This window comes from Shewanella sp. 8A, assembly GCF_023475945.1.
GTDB classification, from domain to species: Bacteria; Pseudomonadota; Gammaproteobacteria; order Enterobacterales; family Shewanellaceae; genus Shewanella; species Shewanella xiamenensis.
This window is the reverse complement of record NZ_JAMDJP010000015.1, coordinates 21009-41950: the sequence shown is the minus strand read 5'-3', so window position 1 is coordinate 41950 and position 20942 is coordinate 21009. Positions and strand designations below refer to the sequence as shown.

The window sequence follows — 20942 nt, the reverse complement described above, 5'->3', positions numbered from 1 at the left end:
TTATTGTGGGCGAGTATCTACAAACGCAGGTAAATCACGCATTTCGCTAAACCAGATCGCAGTCGCTGGAGCAACTTTACGCCAATCGAGTTCAGGGTGTCTGAAATCCACATAATCCAACAAACAGATTAACGCTAACTGTGGCGCTTGTATGGTTGCTTGAGTAATCACGCTCTGATGCTCCATCTGCATCAACCCACGCAGCAGAGCCTGCTCAAAACGTGATGTCCAAAAAGCTGATCTCACCCCCTCATCTTCACGCATTTGCTCTTGGCGCAACTTCACCGCGCTATCAATTAATCCCTTGATCATCGAGTACTGGCACTGCAATACCCAGTTATAAGGTTGACCGCCAAACATTTCCTGTGAACCTAATTCTGCGTCCAGATAACGCATAATCACTTCGCTATCGAAAATAGGCACGCCATCATTCGTGATCAGGCAAGGAATCTGACCTAACGGATTAACATCAAGCAACTGTGCCGTATTTTCCATTGGATTAACGAGAACTTCTTCAATATCTTTAATCCCTAAATAACGGATTAAGCTACGAACACAGCGAGCATAGGGTGACGCAAGGGAGCAGAGCAACTTCATCAAAAAATCCTTCTAAACGACAACTATAAAGCAACGAATACGTTGGTAACGGATGCTAAACACTCTCATTATTACCAATATTTTTCTACGGTAATTTGCCCAGGAGCACGGCGTAAATTTTTCGAGAGCCCCTTATCAAGCAATGCCGCTTGGGCGCCGCTAATCATCCCAGGATTACCGCAAATCATCACCTGGGAATCCGCCGCACTTAAGGTTAATCCGACTTTTCGCTCGATTTCACCCGAGACTAAGCCATCGGGAATACGACATTGCAATGCGTCATCAAGCTTTTCACGGGTCACAGTTAAACACAGGATAAACTGATTTGGATATTGCATCGAATAAGCCTTTAGTTTATCGAGGTAGGCTAAATCTTTAGCTTCGCGCACACCATAGACAAGCACAATTTTCTCAAAACGCTGCCAAGGTTCGGCGGTATCCAGCATGGATAAGAATGGCCCGATGGCCGTACCTGTGGCTAAAAACCATAAATGCCGACCTTGTAATTCTCCCTTTGGGATCTCATCTAAGGTCATAAAACCCGTTGCCGTTGGAGTGATTTCTATTTCATCACCGATGGTAAGATTCTGTAATTGTGGGGATAACTGGCCATCCTCTACAGCAACAGCCAAAATCTCGGCATAGGGTTTATCGGGAGAATTAACCAGGGAATAAGCTCTAGCGATACGCTTATCATCTTGAAGTTGACTGAGTTTAATAAATTGACCGGGAATAAAGGGAGCTAACTCGGCCGCTATCCGCAGTGAAAATAACTTGTCGTTCCAATCAATACGTTCAATAACGCGTCCCCTAGTCCACATAACTCGCCCTCAAGCAAAACGTTAAATAGGCTCCTAGCATAGACGGTTATTCACACAACAAAAACCCCTTATTGTAAGGGGCTTAAGAGTTAAGATATGCAGGATTAAATTAAGTGTTAGTCGCTTGAGTCTCATTTGATTTTTTATTAAAACTGTCCCTAAAGGCCTGTAATCCTTCTTGAACGAGCCCATAGGTTTTATCCACACCATCGGCAATATCGCCCTGCAACACTTTAAGACCAGATAAAATATCCCTCGCCTCTTTAAAGCCATTATCGATAGCGCCACCAATGATGGTCATAAAGCTGTCGAGCTGTTCGTCAAAACTCATATTCGAATTTTGCTGCTGATGAACACTAAAAAATTGCGTCGCGAAACTCACAATACGATCGGCAGTGGCCTCGGGGGACGTATCGACACCGTTATCATAGGCGGTTTGAATCGCGTTCTCGCCCATAGAAGGAGCTAACTCTTTGTTTATCGCTTCGATTGCTGCGCGATAAAGCAAGGTCATAGATTGATCACCCGACTTTAGGCTTACATCTTCCTGCGCCGATAGAATTGCTTGATTCATTAACTGCTTACTAGTTTGCTGCGCCGTCTGTTTAGAGGTGGCATCCACATTTTTCGTCTTATCACTATTTGCCGCGTTTTCAGCATATTTACTGTGGGTCGAAGAAGTGCTCTGTACCTGTGCAGGGTTATTGATTTCCATGATGCTAGTCCACTCAACTTGGGGAGACTTAATTATCGACCAAAATTTGAGCAACTTTAGCAATTTTATAAATTGCAGTACCATTCATACTTAATGCGATGATACAAATAGAGAATAGGTTTGTTTATTCAATACCATCCTAACCCCACTCTTGCACACGCCCATAAAATAAGGATATAAGGCATGGCAATCGCCCAGTATGTACATGGTTTTTTGCGGCATAATCGAAGAATCGGTTTCAATTCAGGAACGCTAATACAATCATTACTGATAAGTCTGCTATTCTTCGCCAGCATTGGACTTAGTCCGATCAATCAAGCTATTGCCGATAATCGATTAATCATTATCGTAAGACATGCAGAAAAAGCTGATGAGCCCGCAGGCGATCCTCCCCTTTCAGCCAGTGGCAATATACGTGCTCAGGCGCTTATCAGCGCCTTAAAACGTACCCCCATTTCACAGCTGATTGCGACCCAATATCAAAGAACTCAGCAAACCTTATTACCGATTTCAACGGAACGGCATTTACCGATTACTGTGCTCGAGGCAAAAAAACCTCTCGAAACCCATATCCAACATATTGTTGAACAAGTACATGCGGTTAAAGGTAACAGCTTAATTGCAGGGCACTCCAACACCGTGCCACTTATCATCAAGGCTCTCGGTGGACCAGACATTCCCAACATCAGTGAAGATGATTACAGCCAGTTGTTTTTACTTTCCATTAATGATGGACAACCTGCCAGCTTGATCTCCACCCGCTACGGCAATGAATAGAGGATAACAAAATGCACGAATTGAATTGGTTTATGTGGGGACTAGATCTCTTATCTGGGCTGTTTTTAATCATTATCGGTTTTGGCGCTCTAGCCATTGTCTACATGTACTTTGCTGACAAATTGCAAACCAAACAGGCAGTACGCCATAACTATCCTGTGATTGGTCGTTTTAGATATTTATTTGAGAAACAAGGTGAATTTTTCAGACAATACTTTTTTGCCCAGGACAGGGAAGAACTCCCCTTTAACCGCGCAGAACGAAGCTGGGTATATAGAGCGGCTAAAAATGTCGATAGAACGATAGCATTTGGCTCGACCCGGCCCTTGGACACGACTGGTACGATTATGTTTATGAATACCGCCTTTCCGACCCAAGATGAGGACATTACACCCATTCATCCGCTGACTATTGGCGCCGATTGCCGCGAACCTTACACCACAAATACCATTTGCCACATCTCTGCCATGAGCTTTGGCGCTCTGTCCCGCCCCGCTATCACCGCCTTATCCCATGGTGCGGCGCAGGCAGGTTGTTGGTTAAATACAGGTGAAGGCGGTTTAAGCCCTTATCATTTAAAGGGCGGCTGTGATTTAGTCTTTCAAATCGGCACCGCCAAATATGGCGTTCGTAACGAGCACGGCCATTTAGACGATAACAAACTCAAAACAATTGCAGCGCACCCTCAAGTCAAAATGTTTGAAATCAAAATGAGTCAAGGTGCAAAACCCGGTAAAGGTGGCATCCTACCTGGCGTAAAAGTGACAGAGGAAATCGCCCATATTCGCGGTATTCCACAGGGACAAGATTCCATCAGTCCCAACGGTCATATCGAGTTTAAAAATGTTGGCGATATTCTGGATATGATTGCCAGAGTGCGCGAAGTAACGGGTAAACCCACAGGAATAAAAGCCGTACTCGGCGACGTAACATGGCTTGAAGATTTTTGCGATGAAATTGAACGTCGTGGAGAAGCATCTGCTCCAGACTTTTTCACCTTAGATAGCGCCGATGGTGGAACAGGTGCAGCGCCGCAACCTTTAATGGATTGTGTTGGCCTACCGCTAAAAGAAAGTCTACCTATTTTGGTTAATGTATTGATTCAACGCGGACTGCGTAAACGTATCAAAGTGATCGCCTCTGGTAAACTCATCGTCCCTTCACGGGTCGCTTGGGCGCTCGCCTTAGGCGCTGACTTTATCGCCTCAGCCCGTGGGAATATGTTCGCCTTAGGCTGTATTCAAGCATTGCAATGCAACAAGGATACTTGTCCCACTGGAATTACCACACACAATAAAAAACTTCAGCAAGGACTTGATCCAAAAGATAAATCTAACCGAGTTGCCAATTATAACCATAATCTACACCACGACTTGGCGCTAATAGCCCATGCATGTGGGGTAACAGAACCAAGGCAGCTCAAACCTTCCCATGTACGGATTGTACTTGAAAGTGGCTTGTCGGTTTCACTGGATAAATATTATTCCCATATCAATCAATAATTAATAAATTTCCAGTGCATAACATACGACTTTCATCTAAAGTTAATTCAGCAATAACTAATTTGAATGTGTATCACAAAAGGAGTAAAATCCGTGATACACGCATTGAATTAAATCATTTCATATTTATTGTTAAGGAAACACTGTGAAATCTAGCTTTGTAAGCCAAATGTCTGACAGCAAAACTGCCAGCACAAGCTGTAAGAGCTGTAATCGCTTAACAGAGATCGAAGGCGAGCTGTTGTGTTTTCGTGAAGGTCAAGTCATTCGTCTGAAACGAATTGACGACTCGACCAATAAATTCAATCTGCTGTGTGAAGGTTGGAAGGCTGGAAAACCCAAGGGGATATAATTTTATATATCCTATTATTCTGCTTAACAAACACCATGAATATCAGCGTTATATTCATTCGTTCCACGAATAATCCCAGCCAGTCCCATATCTAGATTCAGTTTGGCCAGCGTTAACCGTCTTGTTGTCACTTTCAGACCTGCATTGAGCTCAGCATGAATTCGTTGTAGCGAATCATAATCTACACCGCGCTTTTGAAGCGTTGCCATAATCGCAAACCAGTCTGTGCTGACTTTCTCTTCTCTGCCTTCAATATTGACTCTTAATGCCATATTTTCCATGCCAAGCACCTCTTATGATTATTTGCTTGGATTCGAGTATAGAGAGCCTTAGCTGAATAAAAACTGAATTGTCGCAACGCTATTAGGCTTACAGCAAACGCTTTTGATAATTACACCAAGAGCTGTTGTTGTTCATTTTGTATCCGCCACAACTTAGCGTAAAGGCCGTCCTGGGCTAATAATGCTGTATGATGTCCCTGCTCAACAATTTCACCTTTGCTTAAAACAACAATCTGATCAGCATCAACAATAGTCGATAATCGATGTGCAACCACTAAGCTGGTGTGTCCTTTGGCCACCTCGCGAAGGGCCGTTAAAATAGCCTGTTCGGAGCGACTATCGAGGGATGAAGTCGCCTCATCAAATACTAACACTGGCGATCCTTTTAAGATCGCGCGAGCAATCGCAACTCGTTGTTTCTCGCCACCTGAAAGTTTTAATCCCCGCTCACCCACTTTGGTATCCCAACCCTGTGAAAGTGAAGCAATAAAATCTTCTAAATGAGCGAGTTTAATAGCATCGCGCACTTCGTCATCACTCGCATCAGGGCGACCATAACGAATGTTCTCAACTAAAGAATCATTAAATAACACTGTATCTTGTGGCACTATCGCAATCGCTCTGCGAAGCGCATCTTGTGTTAACTGGCGAATGTCGTGTCCATCAATCAAAATACGTCCTTGCTCTACATCGTAAAAGCGGAACAATAGTTTGATTAATGTGGATTTTCCCGCACCGCTATCCCCAACCACAGCGACCTTTTTACCCGCTGCAACTTTAAAACTAACATTACGCAGTATGGGTCTGTCATCATAGTTAAAACTGACCTGCTCAAAACTAAGCTCGCCAAGGGAAGGGTGAAAATCTAATGCATCGGATTTATCTATAATACTAGGGTGTTTATCCAGCAAACTGAACATCCGCTCGATATTGGCTAAAGCGCCACGGATCTCACGGTAGACAAATCCCAAGAAGTTTAGCGGCATAAAGAGCTGCATCATAAAAGCATTGATCAGCACAAAGTCACCTATGGTCATTTCATTGTTGGTCACTTTATAAGCCGCTAACGCCATCATCGCCGTCATCGCTAAGGCAATAATCAGCGCCTGCCCGCCGTTGAGGGCAAAAAGCGATAAACGATTCTTACGCTTAGCGACTTCCCATTGTTCTAGGGCCTGATCGTATCTATCCGATTCATATTTCTCGTTATTAAAATACTTCACGGTTTCATAATTCAGCAGGCTGTCGATAGCGCGGGTATTAGAGAGGGAGTCGGCCTTGGCGGCATCGCGCACATATTCGGTACGCCACTCGGTAGCAATGACCGAAAACCAAATGTAGGCCATCACGGAGGTAAAAGTGATCGCTGCAAAGGCAAGTCCATAATTAAAAAAGAAAATGCCAATGACCATGGCAATTTCTAACAGCGTCGGCACTATGTTAAACACCATAAAACGCATCAAAAAGCTCACGCCACTGGTGCCACGTTCAATGTCTCGCGATAAACCGCCCGTGCGTCGCTCTAGGTGAAAATCCAAATCGAGGCGATGTAGGTGATCAAACACCGCAAGGCCTAAACGCCGAATAGCCCGCTCTGTTACTCGACCAAATAAGGTATCGCGAATTTCCCCTGTAATGGCAGTTAACAGTCGTACTGCGCCATAGGCCAATACTAAGCCGATAGGCACACTCAAGGCCTGCGCTGTTTTATTAACATCTAAAGTATCGACTATATCTTTGAGAATAAACGGCAAACCGACACTAGCAAGCTTAGCAACAATAAGGCAAGACATAGCCAATGCCACCCGCCCCTTATATTCAAGCAAATAGGGCCAGAGCAATTTAATCACATGCCAATTGAGCTTATCGATGGGACCTTCAAAGTACAGTGTTGGACGCATATATCTAAACCTTTGCCTAAGTCGGTCAATTGTAACAGCATGGCGAATAATAAAGTTAATCAAAGGATAAAGTTTTAATAAAATCAATCAGATTTTTCTGACAGACAAACCACTTATCACTTGGCACAATTACCACTTATACCAGCTGCCAGTACTGAAGTAATGAGACGTCTTTAATTAGATATCCGCATAGAAGTGCCTCGATATAAAAATGTCACACTAACGACTTACCCTAGGAGAAATCACTAAGGGCTTATTAACGATAAGAAATGCCATAGTTGCAAGGTTTTATCCGAATAATGAACGCTAAAATAGGCTGCGATAACATGGATTGGAGTGTTGATTATTTTGTCGGTTTTACCCAAAATGCCCCATGGACTTAAGTTCACTAGCAGCAGGATTTGCAAACCTCTGGCCGCAGCAGCGAGCGAAGCAATATGCTCTGTACTCGTTTTGCGATAACACTAAGATAACTCAAATAAATCAAGATCGAAGGATGCTTTATGTTGGATTCAGCCAAAGTTCAATACCCGCCGTTACCACTGATCCAAACTTGGGTGTGGATGATGATCGAGTCAGGGAATCCAGAAATTCAGGACAAAGGCCGAAATAACCTGATTGCCGCTTTTGGTAGCTTAGCCAAAGCGAACGAATATTTAGCCGAAATGAGCAAAAAATAATAAAAATAAAGGCGCTGGGATAGCGCCTTTGTTTTTGATCTTTATGCGTATTAATCGCGCTGACGACGCTCAGTTACACTCTGATTTAACACCGCTAACAAACGTTCCGTATCTTCCCAGCCAATACAAGCATCGGTGACACTCTGACCATAACATAAGGCTTGACCTTCGATCAGATCTTGGCGTCCCTCGACTAAGTGACTTTCAACCATCACACCGAAAATTGCCTTATTACCCGCCGCTATTTGCTCAGCAACCTCGTTCGCAACCTGCATTTGACGTTGATATTGTTTACTGCTGTTGGCGTGGCTAAAGTCGATCATGATATTGTCGACTAGCTTAGCCTTTTTCAACTGCTCGCTGATTTGCGCCACATGGCCTGCGCTATAATTTGGCTCACGGCCGCCACGCAAAATGATATGACAATCAGGATTACCTTTGGTCGACACAATCGCCGAATGGCCAAATTTAGTTACCGATAAAAAGTGGTGCGGCGCATTCGCGGCGCCAATGGCATCAATCGCCACCTTAATCGTGCCGTCGGTACCATTTTTAAAGCCTACTGGACAAGATAACCCCGAGGCCAACTCACGATGTACTTGTGATTCCGTAGTGCGTGCACCAATAGCGCCCCAACACATCATATCCGCCACATACTGCGGGGTAATCATATCGAGAAACTCACCCGCGGTCGGCATGCCAGAGTCATTCAAATCGACCAAGAGTTTACGCGCGGTACGCAAACCATCGTTCAGTTTAAAGCTGTTATCCATATAAGGATCGTTAATGAGCCCCTTCCAACCCACTGTGGTACGCGGCTTTTCAAAATAAACACGCATCACCACTTCGAGCTGATCTTGATAACGTTCTCTGAGCGCAACCAGTCGCTGGCCATATTCCAATGCAGCTTTAGGATCATGAATAGAGCAAGGGCCAATAACGACTAACAAACGATCATCTTGACGAGCGAGAATGTTATGGATGCTTTGGCGGGCGTTAAACACAGTTGCAGCAGCGTTTTCGGAAGCAGGAAATCGTTCAAGAATCGCAATCGGTGGAAGTAACTCTTTGACTTCATTAATGCGAACGTCATCATTTTGGTAATACATAATTTACTGCTCCAACTCTCGTGTTTAGGCTATTTTTATCGCTGCAATAGGGATCTCGACTGCAATACTGAATTCAATTTATCCAGTCTGCGCCGCTAATGCAACCAAGTTGTCTCCATTTCAACAAATCAGCTATAAGGTCTTGTTTTAACATATTTTTAAAAAATACAAATCCAAATATTTCAATATGATATGCAAACTAAAGCCAAGCAAGTGTTGGGGTTGGAAGCAAGCGGTGATGAAAGCGGAAATAAAAAACCTCCTTTATCAGGTATTAAGCACAAATAAAGAAGGTTGAGTTAGGAATTTAGTGTTGCTGCATGGCCTGTAACTTGGCCTGATAACGATGCTTATCTGTGGCTTCGCGGCTCAATGCCACCGCCTTTTCCATATTCTGTTTAGCACGTTTTTCATCCCCCAGCGCCCAATAGGTGCGTGACAGACCAAAGAAAAACTCATGGCGATAATCGGCCTTATCGACCGCCCTTTGATACCAAGCGAGCGCCTCACGGTATTGATGCTCATCGTAGGCCTGCTCGCCCATATCATAGTAGTAATAAGGGTTACGAATGCGTGCTAATTCAAGCACTTTATGGATCTGTGCCCACTCATCTAAACGCCCCTGTTCACCTAAGATCACCGCTAAGTTATAGAGGGTCGTCATATCGCTAGCATCAAACTTAAGGGCGTAGCGATAAACTTGCTCTGCACGTTGCTCATCGCCCTTATGGCGATAAATCACGGCTAAGGTGTTGAGTGCAGGGATAAAGTGTCCAGATTTTAAACCCGCTTTAATCAGCGCATAGGCGCGGTCTAAATCGCCTTCGACTAAAGATTCGGCGGCCATATTGTTGTAAAACATAGTCGTTAAGGTCTGGCGATTGATTTGCACTTTGTTGTAGCCTCGCAGGGCGCGCTCGGGCATAAAGTCGACCAAAATGGCATGGGTCGACACATAAACCGCATGCACGCTTGAAGCGGGTAGCAAGCGTAGATTGACATGGCCATTGATCAGATAAAACTCGCCCTGTTTATCCCAAACGGGTTCAATCGCAATATCCTGAAACTCAGTGCCAATCTTAAAAATATCCGCTAGCGCCGATGTCATGACCACCAACGACATACAATTCCCCGCACGCTGGGCGTAGGTTTCGCTGGCGGTTTGAGTCAGATTATCTTGATAGTGAAAGTCGCTGTGGCCACCATCTTGGTTAGCATTGATATAACTGGCTAACCATTCGTGCACCGCAAGGGGATTTTTCGTCGAGAAGCTATAGCGATCGTAGGCACGCCGGACATCGGCTACCACAGAGGGCGGAAGACTAAAAATATCCTCGACGCTAGGAATATTATTAACCGGTGTAAACAACGAATCGGCAAACAGGGCATCTATCTCATTATCACTAGGTTTGGGAGCTGTCGAGCTGCAACCCAATAATAGTAAAAGTAATAATGAGTAGAATATACCGCTAGAGATGGTGCGCAGTTGTATCATGATACGTCCCCCAGACCATAAGGCTCTTATTTGAGCTTATTACACTTGGCCAAAAAGACGTCATTAATTGGTTACAAAAAATAACGACCTGTCGCATAGGATTGCGGCAGTTTGAGAGTTAACGCTGCGCCGGAGGGTCAACCTTGATATACACATCCTGCTGCTGATAACGGTAAGGACGATAGTTATCTTGGCCACAGCGAAAGTAACGGTATGGCTGCATCTGCACTATACACCCAAGGGGCAAGGCTTGCAGAATTTGAATTTGCTCCTGTCTTCTCAAAGACTCCTGCCATTCATAATCTTTCAGCACTTGGTCGCGAACAGCAAAAGCATCGAAAGGCTTATCCGAGCGAGTCACCACAACTTGCCCCGCAAAAGTGGGCAAGGCTAAGAGAGCACTCAGAATACCCCCAAACAAACAGGTGCGTCTGAGTTGTCCAGTGGAATCAAAGATTAAGCGCATCATTCGCTCCTTGTGGTATAAGCATGACAGTCGAAGACCCATAAAAAAAGCAGAGCACTTGGCTCTGCTTTACTATCCTCTTATCCCTTAGAGGCATCAAGTGTATCAGCGCGAGTTAGCCCGCACTTTTTACAGTTACAAACTCTGGGTAAGCATCGATACCACAGTCAGATGCATCCATACCGTTATATTCTTCTTCCTCAGAAACACGGATACCCATGGTCATCTTCAGTACAAACCACACCGCAAACGACGCGCTAAATACCCATGCGAAGATAATCGCTGCACCCGTTAATTGCGCCGTGATAGTGGCGTCGGCATTTGATAACGGCACACACATTAAACCGAGGAAACCCGCTACGCCGTGTACAGAGATTGCACCGACTGGGTCATCAATCTTAATTCTGTCCAAACCCACGATAGAGAACACCACTAAGCCACCAGCAACTAGGCCAATCACACCCGCCATCAGCAGTGAAGGCGACAGCGGATCGGCGGTAATTGCCACTAAGCCCGCCAGAATACCGTTGAGGATCATGGTCAAATCTGCTTTACCCCAAATCATTTTGCACACAACGAGGGCAGAAATAGCACCAAAAGCGGCCGCAGTGTTAGTGTTCACAAAGACTTTAGCGACAGAGCTAGCGTTAGCCGCATCTGAAACCATCAACTGTGAGCCACCGTTGAAACCAAACCAGCCCATCCATAGAATAAACATCCCTAAGGTCGCCATTGGCAGGTTAGAGCCTGGGATTGGGTTGACTTGGCCGTTAGGGCCATATTTGCCCTTACGAGCACCGAGCAGTAACACCCCAGCGATAGCCGCCGCAGCACCTGTCATGTGCACAATCCCGCTACCCGCAAAGTCCACAAAACCTAAGCTAGAGATAAAGCCTTTACCCCAAGTCCAGTAGCCTTCAACTGGGTAGATAATGCCTGTCATCACCACGGAGAAGAACAGGAAAGCCCATAACTTCATCCGCTCCGCCACAGCGCCAGAGACAATCGACATCGCCGTTGCTACAAACACTACTTGGAAGAAGAAGTCAGATTCCAAGGCATGGTTAGCATCGCTAGCTTGTGAGCCAATTAGCGTACCGAGTGAAGGCAACCAGCCACCTTCAGCATTGTCGACATACATAATGTTGTAGCCAACCAATAGATACATCACACAGGCAATCGCATATAACACCACGTTTTTAGTTAAAATTTCGGTGGTATTTTTAGAGCGTACCAAGCCAGCTTCTAGCATGGCAAAACCCGCTGCCATCCACATAACTAAGGCGCCAGAAATCAAAAAATAAAAGGTGTCGAGTGCAAAGCGCAGTTCAGAGACTGTCACGCCTAATTTTGTTAGTTCTTCCATCTTCCGCCCCCTATAGCGCTTCAGTGTCGAGTTCACCCGTACGAATACGGATAGCATGTTCTAAGTCGATAACGAAAATCTTGCCGTCACCAATTTTTCCCGTATGAGCCGCAGTGGTAATCGCCTCAATCAGCATGTCGAGATTTTCTGCTTTAGTGGCAATTTCTAGTTTTACTTTTGGCAAAAAATCCACCTGATACTCAGCGCCACGGTACAACTCTGTGTGCCCCTTTTGACGGCCAAAACCTTTAACCTCGGTCACCGTCATCCCCTCAATACCAATTCCGGCGATAGCTTCACGGACATCATCCAATTTAAATGGCTTGATGATAGCGCTGACTAGTTTCATCCTGACCTCCAAAAAAACGCGATTGTTATTAACTTGTAGCCAAGATAATTCAATCATTAGGCCAGAATTTTAATTCATTGATTTAAAATAAATAATAAAGAATACACTTGAATTAGCCGATTAAAAATGCACCAGACTTGTGCAAGCGTTGAGGCAGCGCACTCTTTTAGTGAGCAATTTAAGTGCACGGCATATTCGACTTTTGCCCTATTGGTGAGGCTGCTCAATTAGGGTTTACTAACAGTGTAAAAAACACACAATTCACAAAATAAGCAGAGCAATCGCTAAACGATGCCTTTATTCCACCCGCGCAGAAGGAATACCCGATGTTAAAACCCGAAGAATGTGTACTCGTTATCGTCGATGTGCAGGGAAAGCTCGCTCAGATTATGGACAACTCAGCCAAGCTTCATCAGCAGTTGAGTACACTCATCCAAGGCGCGCAGCTGTTTGAAATTCCTATCCTTTGGCTCGAACAATTACCCGCCAAACTAGGCTCGACCACTGAAGAGTTAAAAACCTTACTCGAAAAAACGGGCTCGCCCATTGCCAAGCAACACTTTAGTGGTTGGTATTGTGATGAATTTGCTAATGCGTTAACTCAAACTCGGCGGAAACAGGTGTTGCTCGCAGGGATAGAAACCCATGTTTGCGTATACCAGACTTGCCGTGATCTGCTCGATCAGCACTACTCAGTGCATGTCGTCGCCGATGCCGTTTCTTCCCGCAGCGTTGACAATAAACAACTGGGCATTCAAATGATGACCGCCAAGGGAGCCACGCTGACCAATGTGGAGTCACTGTTATTTGAACTGCAACACGAGGCCCAAGGCGATCGATTTAAAGCGCTGATTAAGTTGATTAAATAAGACGAGAAGAGAGCTTGTTCAAGCTCTCTTTAGCGGGTCAAAACGCGGCGACACAAACAGCAAATTTGGCACTATTGGCATAACTGCGAAAGCTATAACCGCTGGAGGCGACCGAGATAATGCCGACCTCGAATTCGGTCTCATACACTGTGCTAGACCAAGAAGAGATTGTTGAGCTCCACTGCGCACGTTGGTAGGCTGCGCGACTCTCGCCATCCCCATAGAGGGTATTTAACTCCTGCTCCGTTGGCCTGCGCCAATTGTCTTTACCAGCAAACTCGATTGAGGCCAATTTTTGGCACCAGCGGTCAAACTGACCGTTAACACCAACCTTGGCCTCATTGCCCTTGGCCGCTTCGGTGCCGGGTAAGATAACGCCCTTACCGTCCTGACGAAACTGCGCATATTCTCCTCGGCTTGGGCCAAACACAAATTCCTCCTGTACATTAAATGTCATCGCATAGGAATCGCCACTGTTGTCGGCATCATCTTGTTTTAAGTAACCCAAGGCGTTCATCACCGCGATAGAAGGCGAACTGCTAAACCATTTAGTTTGGCGATCACTTTTATCGTAAAGTGCTTTGATTTTTAAGCAGTTGGTTGATGCCAGAGTGCGGTCGTTATTGTCTAGGCCGCCATCAAAGCTGGTATCGATTGGCGTACCTTCGACATGGCCGCACAGGGGAATTTGCTCTTTTTGGCGACATTCAGTGAGTAAAAACAACAGCACTATGGCAGTGCCGAAAACGGCGATTTTGGCGGGATTAATCATCACAACAAACCTAAATCCGGTATTGATAAAAGACAGCTACAGACAACCTCGATGGCATTCGCATCAGGGAATAGCCTTAAGCGAATGACCAATAAAGCTATAGCGCCTTAATCACAGGCTCCTGTACCAGCAATTGATCGTTTTTGTAGACATAAAGTCTACCCACTGGACTCTCTTCGGCGCTGAGCACTATCACATCGCAGACATAAAGATAGGGACCACTTTTAAACTGGAAGGAATGATTACCGCCAGTACCCTCGCGCACCAATTGACCCTTTTTGAGGACTAAATCAGGTTTCTCGCTCAGGGATTTACCCTTTGCCCAAGCGGCATAACGGTATTGGTTATTATCGATGGCATCGACACGTATGGTAAATCGCGCGGTTTCCCACGCGAGTACTGGGCTAGCAAATTCACGCACACTCTCGTGTAGCATCAATTTTTGCTGCGCGATTAGCTCGTCTCTTAATTTGGCTTCCTCTGGGCTTTGATAATTAATGCCCGAGATTTTGCCATCAAAGTCCAACCAAACACTGCCGTGATCGAGCATAATGCCGCGCCAGCCCATAGTCTCCCAGTTGTTCTCTGTGGTCGAATGGGCGATTTGACTCAGCAACTTGCTATCAAAGACTTGCTGGAATCTCGTCAGCATTTGCTGTGGATTTTGTATATCGGGGAGCGGATATTCCCGCTTGAGAGGATAAGCAATCTGCTTGGCAATCGCCTGACGATCATCCGCCTTGGCCGCATCAATCAAAGCTTGCACCTGCGGCACATATTCCGCTTCTAGTGCGGCCAAAGCCTGTGGCGCAAGGCTTAGACTCCCCAGCAGCAAGCCTGCAAAAAGCCCTAAGCGCGAAAGTCGATGAATAGCTGAATATGTTCGAGAATACAGAGCATGAGGCATGGCTTATTCCTTTAAAGTCAAAAACATCCAAATTAAGACTTGGCAAGGATAGCATAGCTAAGGTGGGATAAACATAAACAATCCCATCCAAGCCTATGTGTTAAAAGCCGAATCACAGCCTCGCTCAGTTCTCATTAAGCCAACAGCAAACTCGACACTATCGCCACTGCGACCGACATAAAGATCACCCCAATCACCCCATCGATGATAGGCGTCAGTCGTTGCAGCTTTTGCTGTACCTTGGCTTTTGAGAGCATCAGCGCCAGAAAGCCAAACCACAGCAGTGACAACACAAATAACAACAGCGCGGCAGCGACTTTAGTCAAAGGCGTCACGCTGGGGGTGATCAGTGCGGAGAATAAGGTTATGAAAAACACTAAGGCTTTAGGATTCAATAAATTGGTATAAAGCCCCCTCATAAAACCCTGTTTAGGTGACAAAGCGTCGACCGCACCCGCCATTGACATATCAGCGCTGTTTTCCGATGTCGTTGTGAATCCAGAAGAATCGGCGCCCTCACCGTTCAATACGGTTTTGGGTTTACTGAAAAAGGTCACCGCGGCCTTTAGTGCGCCAAATCCCATCCACGCCAAATACAAAGCGCCCAGCAATTGCACTAAGAGATACAAGCTATGGGAGCTTTTAATCACTAAACTAACGCCAGTTAAACTCAAAATGGTATGGGCTAAAATCGCCGCCGATATTCCGACCGCCGTGGCGATTGCGGTGTTTCGTGGCTGTGAGGTGGCAATCTTCACCATAATGGCAAAATCCGGCCCAGGGCTGACTAAGGCTACGCAGTGAATAACGGCTAAGGTGACTAACAGGGATACATCCATCAATACGGCTCCGCAAAACAAGAAAAACAGAAAGTCCAGTATGACTAAATCGCCAGAGCTTGCATTGTAATAAATTGCACGCCGCTAATTTACCGAGACAAATTAAAGCATGCGCCGCTGGAATTGGGCGGGAGAGAGTAAAAAAGCCTGCTTAAACGCCTTATTTAGATGACTCTGATCGAAAAAGCCTAACTGCTGTGCCACATCTACCACCAGTGCGCCATCGGTTAAGGACTTTTTCGCTAACTCTAATCGCACCCGCTTAACGTAGGCATGGGGCGTCATACCCGTTGCCTGTTTAAACTGCCTTAAAAATTGAAACTTACTCAGGTTGACCTCATTGGCTAGACCTTCAAGCTGAGTGTTTTGCCACGGTTCATCGTGGATTTTCTGTTTGATTCGATTTAACTGCTGCCATGATAGCCCCCTATCCTGCTCAAGTTTAAGCACTCCTGCCGGATGGCGCGTTAATAACAGCTGCATAAAATTCAGCAGATGGGACTCGGCCGCAAGCTCAGAACATTGACCTTGGATAAGCAAATCATGCAACTGGATAAAGTACTGATATAACGCGGGATCATCCACCATCGGCGCATTAAAGAAATGTGCCTTCAGCCCTAACTCTAGGCTGATACCATTCATATATTCCACGGGGATCGACATCACCTTAACCCGATAACCTTCGGCGTCGCGGCTTTGTCCATCATGGGTATCATCGGGATTGAGGGTCGATAGCCCATGTTGTCCTAGCTGATAATGACAGCCCTTATTGATAAATTGCTGTGCCCCTTGAGTCACCACACCTAAGTGATAATCCAGATGCACGTGTTTATCAAAACTGAAATGGGTAAATTCCGCCTGACTCAGTTCAATGCCCGAGAGACTGGGATGGCGCCAGTAATTGATATTTTCAACAGGAGTCACACGGCTCATAGGACAAGCTTAATCTCACAGGGCAAACACAACTTTAGATACTACTCATTTTAGCCGCCGAGCTCTTGGTCGGAATAGTAAATTATTGCAGCGCCCGCCCAAAAAATGCCAAATGGCGGATGAGTGCGAATGACTGCCATGGCCGTCTTACGCCTCAATGGCATGGCCTTCGCTATTATAGAAGCCACTGTGACCGTGTTCGATAACGCTTTAAACCACAAAGCAAAGTAATTGTGTTAGTTCAATAAAGTAGTTGTTTTAGGTCAATGTTAGTTATATCAGCGGGCAATACCAGTGAGATCACATGGTATAAGGGTTCACGATCGTGCTTGATGTTTAACGCCCGAAAGTCACCCTTGCGCTAAGTGACAGAGCACTTTCAACGGAGAAATAATGCAAATACTCGCCATTGGGAGCCTATTGTTCAAAGGTGGTGTTATCCCTTTAAATAACTCTGAGTAGTGTCATCTGCCAGCGTTGCTCCTTATTAGCATTGTTCACTTGGTATTGGGCTGTTAAGTGGCTTGCCTTAAACGTTGCACATTGGGCATTCACCTCGTTGGTAGAAGAAGCGGTAACGGGAGTGGCTAATGCCATGATTAAACTTCAGGAGATAACGGCAGCGATCCGTTTAATATTCATCACCAATTTTAGTATTGAGTGTTTGAGGGTATTCCCTTAAAAGCGCCTACAACCTCAATGTCTAACATGACTAACTATCTTGATTTTAAAAATATTTTATTTGAGCTAGATGTCGAAATGATGATGTTAAACAGAATAGAAACGCTAAGTTTATCCTAGGTGCGGAACAAACTTAGCGTATCGGTTGGCGCTAGCAATGGTCACTCGGTCACTCAAGTTAGAAACGATAACTGACACTCACCCGCACCATGCGCGGCTCAACAGGATGATAATGCAAGTCTTCCACGCCTTCAGCTGGCTCACCCGCTAGACGAGACTCGTAGAAATAATCGATATCGTGGTCTTTGCTATCAAATATATTCAATAGCTCAAGCTTAGTATCGAAGCCAGATAACTGATAACCCAGGGCAAGGTTAACTAAGGTGGTGTCATCAGCTTTATGCTCATCAAAACTATCGAGAATTCGCTCACCTAAATATCTCAGCCTGACACTGGTATACCAACCATCGCCATCGGGACGGTAGGTAATGCCCGCACTGCCAACAAAGGGCACGGCACCATCGACATATTTGCCTTCATCGAGTTCATTTTCGGTAAAACGGGCACGGGTCCAGGCCAGTTCCATATCTAAGCTCACATCATCGTTAAGCCAATAATAGGCCGTGATTTCAGCGCCGTAACGCTCAGAGGCGCGGCTTGGTTCGGTATTGCCCGCATCGCCAACGAAGAGTAGTTCAGAGTCGAGTTCCAAATACCAAAGCGCCGCCGAGAAGTTAATAAAGTCGCGATCATAGTATTTGACCCCAAACTCGCCACCATTGGAGCGCACTAACAAATCGACCTTTTCAACCGGATCGCCCGTGACTGGGTCGACCTTAATGGTTGCTCCGCGGGCATCGTTAGAATGCAATCCCTGCCCCGCATTCATATAGAGTTCCAGATTATCGTTTACTAGGTAGGAAGCGCCCGCCTTTAAGCTCAACATACCATCGGAAGCATCGCCGCTGTTGAGGGGATTATCACTATCGACCTGCACATCGAAATAGTCGTATCTCAAGCCTAAATTCAAACGCCATTGGTCAGCAGGCAACCACTCCAGCTTGCCAAACAATCCCGTGGAGAATTCCTGCACTTCATCGAGCCTCACAGTGCTGAGGCGTTCCCGTGCTTTGGTGTTATATAAACCCACGGCACCAATATCGTCGTAGCGCACATCGGCACCTAGACTGTAATTGATTTGTGTCCCCGCCAGACTCATTTGCCAGTCGCGTTTAATATCGCCGCCCCAAATGGTGCGCTCATCGACCTGCTCAAATTCATCGCCATTGATGGGATCGTTTAAGAAGTAGGTAAAGTTTGAAAACAGATCCATGGTCGAGCGAATGGCATAGGCATTGGCCTGCCAGTTGCCAGCGTCATAATTCGCCGAAATGCTGTAACGACTGGCCTCACCGCCCACATCGGTGTCGAGTGAACCGTAAAAATCAATCAGCCCAGACTCCACCGCCCGCGCCGGAATTTGATCCGCCGAATTCCAGCTATTGTCGTAGGCCATCATAGTGAGGCTAAAGTCCCCGCCATTAAGCTTGGTAAGATAGCGACCAACCACATTGACCTTGCTGACATCTTCCTTAATATCACTCCAAGGACCATCGTAAGCCTGTAATTCTGTGCCTAAAATAAATCGGCCGACCTCGGTCTTCATATCCTGAGTGGCCACCAGCCGTTGATAACCGTATTCCCCTAAGGTCACCCCAACTTGGCGATAAGCGAGTTCATCGGCGAGCAGAATTTGCGCCGCACCCGCGCCAGAAAAGTCTGCCACTTCAGGATAATAAGCTCCTTTGGCATAACGTATTTCCCCTAACAGCTCGGGGATTAAAAAGTTAAGATCCGTATACCCTTGCCCATGCCCGTGAGTCCGCATATTGACCGGCATACCTTCGACGCGAGTATTAAAATCTGTGCCATGGTCTAAGTTAAAGCCACGCAGAAAATACTGATTCGCCTTACCCGAACCACTGTGCTGAGTGACTATCATCCCGGGGACAAACTCAAGGATCTCCCCCGTGCGCAGCAGCGGGCGACTCTCGATCTCCGCCGCCCCCACAATCCCTTCTGACGCCGAAGTACTATGGCCTAAGGTGTTAATTTGCCTGCCACGCACTTCTAAACGCTCGATTTTATCCAGATCATCAGCAAGTGCTGTGGCCGATAAGCCGCTAAGTGGCAATAAACATAGGCCAGTTAAATAGACTTTAGCTGGCCGTGTTTTTAAAACGTGTTGTTTTAGTTTCATTGAGTGTTTCCCGAGTCAACGAGTTGATGACGCGGATTTAACACTGTCTTCACAGCACAAAAGCGGATCTAGCTCAAACTCCAGTGAGAGAAAAATCGCCAACGACATTTATCTGTCAAATTTATGTGCTGAGTCGCACATTTTTACTGACAAAAGGACAATTTGTCCGTCACCAGATCACACTTTATTGCCGATATTGAGGTTTTTCACCGTTCGAAGAACAAGGCAGAATAAAGCTAAGCCAGTGAATTAGGATGGCTATACTCTATATAACCTGAGCTCACTATGCGTACGACAGCGCGCCTTGATATGCGCAAAAATCTGCGCATTCAGTCAGAAAAATTTTTCTTTTAAAAATAATCATTTATAGCATTGATTTAGTTTGTTGAGTTTAGATTTTTCGACACTCGTTACCCCGAGTTCAGGTTATATAGTCAATATTAAAGGGAGTGAGTATGCCGTTTAGGAACCTTGCGGGTATATCCAATATATTAATTGGAATCGTCTTTTGCTTAAGCGCCCAAGCGAGTGAAACCACACCTTCGCCAACAGCGGCGACTGTAACGGATAAGCCCATATTTACTATGGCGTTTTATGAGGATCCTGAGCATAGCTTTTACTTTAAATGGGCCGAACTCATTTACAGCCATGCCTTAGACCAACTGGGTTATCAATTTAGTTATGAACTCGTACCCGCAATTCGAGCCAGCAAAATGCTGGAGTCAGGTAAAGTCGATGGCGAACCCGGTAGAGTGTTCACCTATGGCGATAAAGTACAACATGTGATTAGGGTTGAAGAACCCATTATCGAAACACATTTAATCGCCTTTAGTAATAATCCGAATATCAAGCTTGCTGATTGGCAATCACTAACCACAGCAGACTATAAGGTTGAATATTACCGAGGCATATTGCGAGTAGAACAAATCCTTACAGCGCTTATCCCAGAAACGCGGCTTAGTGAATCATCTTCACCCATTAACTCATTTCGAAAATTACTTCACGGCCGGATAGATATCTACATCGATTCAGAAATAAGTTCACAACTCCTTCAGCAAACTCCTGAGTTTAAAGACGGCCTAATAAAACCGATAGCGACATTAGAGGCAATCACAAGCTATGGGTATTTAAACGAACGCCATAGCCAACTGGCCATAAACCTCGCTGCACAACTCAAAAAAATGAAGCAGCAAGGCTTATTTGAACTTTACAAGCAACAAGCGCAAGCAAGTATTAGCAGTAAGCAAAACAAATAATCCCTCACCACGAA

The 20942-nt window shown here is 45.6% G+C and carries 22 protein-coding genes; 6 read left to right on the top strand and 16 right to left on the bottom strand.

Annotated elements, in window-relative coordinates; genetic code table 11:
- The 3 genes from M0413_RS13030 to M0413_RS13020 all read right to left on the bottom strand — a co-directional run bounded on the left by M0413_RS13030 (position 1) and on the right by M0413_RS13020 (position 2133).
- Positions 1 to 597: a glutathione S-transferase N-terminal domain-containing protein gene (locus M0413_RS13030; protein WP_037414311.1), complete on the bottom strand. Its 597-nt coding sequence runs from the start codon at positions 595 to 597 to the stop codon at positions 1 to 3.
- 71 nt (positions 598 to 668) lie between these two features.
- The gene (locus M0413_RS13025) at positions 669 to 1418 is read right to left on the bottom strand and encodes a ferredoxin--NADP reductase (protein ID WP_099457010.1); all 750 of its coding nucleotides are present in this window, start codon (positions 1416 to 1418) and stop codon (positions 669 to 671) included.
- A 109-nt stretch (positions 1419 to 1527) separates the two neighbouring features.
- Positions 1528 to 2133 carry a DUF5610 domain-containing protein gene (locus tag M0413_RS13020; RefSeq protein ID WP_037414307.1) on the bottom strand — a complete coding sequence of 202 codons (606 nt, stop codon included), beginning with the start codon at positions 2131 to 2133 and terminating at the stop codon, positions 1528 to 1530.
- Positions 2134 to 2316: 183 nt separating this feature from the next.
- On the opposite strand from M0413_RS13020, the gene M0413_RS13015 reads away from it, so the two are divergent.
- From M0413_RS13015 to M0413_RS13005, 3 genes are all read left to right on the top strand, one after another.
- Entirely contained in the window at positions 2317 to 2910 is a 594-nt protein-coding gene (locus M0413_RS13015) for a phosphoglycerate mutase family protein (RefSeq protein ID WP_099457011.1), read from the top strand.
- 11 nt (positions 2911 to 2921) lie between these two features.
- Positions 2922 to 4412, top strand: a complete 1491-nt coding sequence (locus M0413_RS13010; RefSeq protein ID WP_047538818.1) for an FMN-binding glutamate synthase family protein — start codon at positions 2922 to 2924, stop codon at positions 4410 to 4412.
- A gap of 145 nt (positions 4413 to 4557) precedes the next feature.
- On the top strand, positions 4558 to 4764 hold the full coding sequence (locus tag M0413_RS13005) for a hypothetical protein (RefSeq protein WP_037414301.1): 207 nt from the start codon (positions 4558 to 4560) through the stop codon (positions 4762 to 4764).
- 23 nt (positions 4765 to 4787) lie between these two features.
- On the opposite strand, the gene M0413_RS13000 is transcribed toward M0413_RS13005, so the two are convergent.
- Together M0413_RS13000 and M0413_RS12995 are read right to left on the bottom strand one after the other, a co-directional pair.
- Positions 4788 to 5045: a hypothetical protein gene (locus M0413_RS13000; protein WP_037414299.1), complete on the bottom strand. Its 258-nt coding sequence runs from the start codon at positions 5043 to 5045 to the stop codon at positions 4788 to 4790.
- Between the two features lie 110 nt (positions 5046 to 5155).
- Positions 5156 to 6946, bottom strand: a complete 1791-nt coding sequence (locus tag M0413_RS12995; protein WP_249554505.1) for an ABCB family ABC transporter ATP-binding protein/permease — start codon at positions 6944 to 6946, stop codon at positions 5156 to 5158.
- 503 nt (positions 6947 to 7449) lie between these two features.
- Between M0413_RS12995 and M0413_RS12990 the strand changes: the two genes are divergently transcribed.
- Positions 7450 to 7626 (top strand): hypothetical protein, encoded by a 177-nt coding sequence (locus M0413_RS12990; RefSeq protein WP_011624090.1) that lies wholly within the window; start codon positions 7450 to 7452, stop codon positions 7624 to 7626.
- Between the two features lie 50 nt (positions 7627 to 7676).
- Here M0413_RS12990 and aroG read toward each other — a convergent pair whose 3' ends face one another.
- The 5 genes from aroG to M0413_RS12965 all read right to left on the bottom strand — a co-directional run bounded on the left by aroG (position 7677) and on the right by M0413_RS12965 (position 12411).
- Positions 7677 to 8735 (bottom strand): 3-deoxy-7-phosphoheptulonate synthase AroG, encoded by a 1059-nt coding sequence (gene aroG, locus M0413_RS12985; protein ID WP_144376345.1) that lies wholly within the window; start codon positions 8733 to 8735, stop codon positions 7677 to 7679.
- Positions 8736 to 9042: 307 nt separating this feature from the next.
- Entirely contained in the window at positions 9043 to 10230 is a 1188-nt protein-coding gene (locus M0413_RS12980) for a tetratricopeptide repeat protein (protein ID WP_037414293.1), read from the bottom strand.
- Positions 10231 to 10348: 118 nt separating this feature from the next.
- Complete coding sequence (locus M0413_RS12975; protein ID WP_144345433.1) at positions 10349 to 10696, bottom strand: hypothetical protein; 348 nt, start codon at positions 10694 to 10696, stop codon at positions 10349 to 10351.
- Between the two features lie 115 nt (positions 10697 to 10811).
- On the bottom strand, positions 10812 to 12062 hold the full coding sequence (locus M0413_RS12970; protein WP_037414289.1) for an ammonium transporter AmtB: 1251 nt from the start codon (positions 12060 to 12062) through the stop codon (positions 10812 to 10814).
- Positions 12063 to 12072: 10 nt separating this feature from the next.
- Positions 12073 to 12411 (bottom strand): P-II family nitrogen regulator, encoded by a 339-nt coding sequence (locus tag M0413_RS12965; RefSeq protein WP_011071066.1) that lies wholly within the window; start codon positions 12409 to 12411, stop codon positions 12073 to 12075.
- A gap of 326 nt (positions 12412 to 12737) precedes the next feature.
- Here M0413_RS12965 and M0413_RS12960 point away from each other — a divergent pair, with 326 nt between their 5' ends.
- Positions 12738 to 13280: a hydrolase gene (locus M0413_RS12960; RefSeq protein WP_037414286.1), complete on the top strand. Its 543-nt coding sequence runs from the start codon at positions 12738 to 12740 to the stop codon at positions 13278 to 13280.
- Between the two features lie 37 nt (positions 13281 to 13317).
- On the opposite strand, the gene M0413_RS12955 is transcribed toward M0413_RS12960, so the two are convergent.
- The 6 genes from M0413_RS12955 to M0413_RS12930 form a co-directional block, all read right to left on the bottom strand.
- Positions 13318 to 14052, bottom strand: a complete 735-nt coding sequence (locus M0413_RS12955) for an Lcl C-terminal domain-containing protein (protein ID WP_249554545.1) — start codon at positions 14050 to 14052, stop codon at positions 13318 to 13320.
- Between the two features lie 97 nt (positions 14053 to 14149).
- Positions 14150 to 14959: a hypothetical protein gene (locus tag M0413_RS12950; protein ID WP_249554503.1), complete on the bottom strand. Its 810-nt coding sequence runs from the start codon at positions 14957 to 14959 to the stop codon at positions 14150 to 14152.
- A 134-nt stretch (positions 14960 to 15093) separates the two neighbouring features.
- Positions 15094 to 15798: a LysE family translocator gene (locus M0413_RS12945; protein WP_249554501.1), complete on the bottom strand. Its 705-nt coding sequence runs from the start codon at positions 15796 to 15798 to the stop codon at positions 15094 to 15096.
- A gap of 102 nt (positions 15799 to 15900) precedes the next feature.
- A complete protein-coding gene (locus M0413_RS12940) occupies positions 15901 to 16731 on the bottom strand; it encodes a helix-turn-helix transcriptional regulator (protein WP_249554499.1) in 831 nt (276 codons plus the stop codon).
- A 444-nt stretch (positions 16732 to 17175) separates the two neighbouring features.
- The gene (locus M0413_RS12935) at positions 17176 to 17328 is read right to left on the bottom strand and encodes a hypothetical protein (RefSeq protein WP_249554497.1); all 153 of its coding nucleotides are present in this window, start codon (positions 17326 to 17328) and stop codon (positions 17176 to 17178) included.
- A 262-nt stretch (positions 17329 to 17590) separates the two neighbouring features.
- On the bottom strand, positions 17591 to 19672 hold the full coding sequence (locus M0413_RS12930) for a TonB-dependent receptor (RefSeq protein ID WP_249554495.1): 2082 nt from the start codon (positions 19670 to 19672) through the stop codon (positions 17591 to 17593).
- 455 nt (positions 19673 to 20127) lie between these two features.
- On the opposite strand from M0413_RS12930, the gene M0413_RS12925 reads away from it, so the two are divergent.
- Positions 20128 to 20928, top strand: coding sequence for a transporter substrate-binding domain-containing protein (locus M0413_RS12925; RefSeq protein WP_249554493.1), 801 nt, complete (start codon positions 20128 to 20130; stop codon positions 20926 to 20928).
- Positions 20929 to 20942: the final 14 nt, after the last annotated feature.

Excerpts from the sequence above, each read along its gene's own strand:
- M0413_RS13030 (WP_037414311.1), bottom strand. The coding sequence starts at position 597 with ATGAAGTTGCTCTGCTCCCTTGCGTCACCCTATGCTCGCTGTGTTCGT.
- M0413_RS13025 (WP_099457010.1), bottom strand. The coding sequence starts at position 1,418 with ATGTGGACTAGGGGACGCGTTATTGAACGTATTGATTGGAACGACAAG.
- M0413_RS13020 (WP_037414307.1), bottom strand. The coding sequence starts at position 2,133 with ATGGAAATCAATAACCCTGCACAGGTACAGAGCACTTCTTCGACCCAC.
- M0413_RS13015 (WP_099457011.1), top strand. The coding sequence starts at position 2,317 with ATGGCAATCGCCCAGTATGTACATGGTTTTTTGCGGCATAATCGAAGA.
- M0413_RS13010 (WP_047538818.1), top strand. The coding sequence starts at position 2,922 with ATGCACGAATTGAATTGGTTTATGTGGGGACTAGATCTCTTATCTGGG.
- M0413_RS13000 (WP_037414299.1), bottom strand. The coding sequence starts at position 5,045 with ATGGAAAATATGGCATTAAGAGTCAATATTGAAGGCAGAGAAGAGAAA.
- M0413_RS12995 (WP_249554505.1), bottom strand. The coding sequence starts at position 6,946 with ATGCGTCCAACACTGTACTTTGAAGGTCCCATCGATAAGCTCAATTGG.
- M0413_RS12990 (WP_011624090.1), top strand. The coding sequence starts at position 7,450 with ATGTTGGATTCAGCCAAAGTTCAATACCCGCCGTTACCACTGATCCAA.
- aroG (WP_144376345.1), bottom strand. The coding sequence starts at position 8,735 with ATGTATTACCAAAATGATGACGTTCGCATTAATGAAGTCAAAGAGTTA.
- M0413_RS12980 (WP_037414293.1), bottom strand. The coding sequence starts at position 10,230 with ATGATACAACTGCGCACCATCTCTAGCGGTATATTCTACTCATTATTA.
- M0413_RS12975 (WP_144345433.1), bottom strand. The coding sequence starts at position 10,696 with ATGCGCTTAATCTTTGATTCCACTGGACAACTCAGACGCACCTGTTTG.
- M0413_RS12970 (WP_037414289.1), bottom strand. The coding sequence starts at position 12,062 with ATGGAAGAACTAACAAAATTAGGCGTGACAGTCTCTGAACTGCGCTTT.
- M0413_RS12965 (WP_011071066.1), bottom strand. The coding sequence starts at position 12,411 with ATGAAACTAGTCAGCGCTATCATCAAGCCATTTAAATTGGATGATGTC.
- M0413_RS12960 (WP_037414286.1), top strand. The coding sequence starts at position 12,738 with ATGTTAAAACCCGAAGAATGTGTACTCGTTATCGTCGATGTGCAGGGA.
- M0413_RS12955 (WP_249554545.1), bottom strand. The coding sequence starts at position 14,052 with ATGATTAATCCCGCCAAAATCGCCGTTTTCGGCACTGCCATAGTGCTG.
- M0413_RS12950 (WP_249554503.1), bottom strand. The coding sequence starts at position 14,959 with ATGCCTCATGCTCTGTATTCTCGAACATATTCAGCTATTCATCGACTT.
- M0413_RS12945 (WP_249554501.1), bottom strand. The coding sequence starts at position 15,798 with ATGGATGTATCCCTGTTAGTCACCTTAGCCGTTATTCACTGCGTAGCC.
- M0413_RS12940 (WP_249554499.1), bottom strand. The coding sequence starts at position 16,731 with ATGAGCCGTGTGACTCCTGTTGAAAATATCAATTACTGGCGCCATCCC.
- M0413_RS12935 (WP_249554497.1), bottom strand. The coding sequence starts at position 17,328 with ATGGCATTAGCCACTCCCGTTACCGCTTCTTCTACCAACGAGGTGAAT.
- M0413_RS12930 (WP_249554495.1), bottom strand. The coding sequence starts at position 19,672 with ATGAAACTAAAACAACACGTTTTAAAAACACGGCCAGCTAAAGTCTAT.
- M0413_RS12925 (WP_249554493.1), top strand. The coding sequence starts at position 20,128 with ATGCCGTTTAGGAACCTTGCGGGTATATCCAATATATTAATTGGAATC.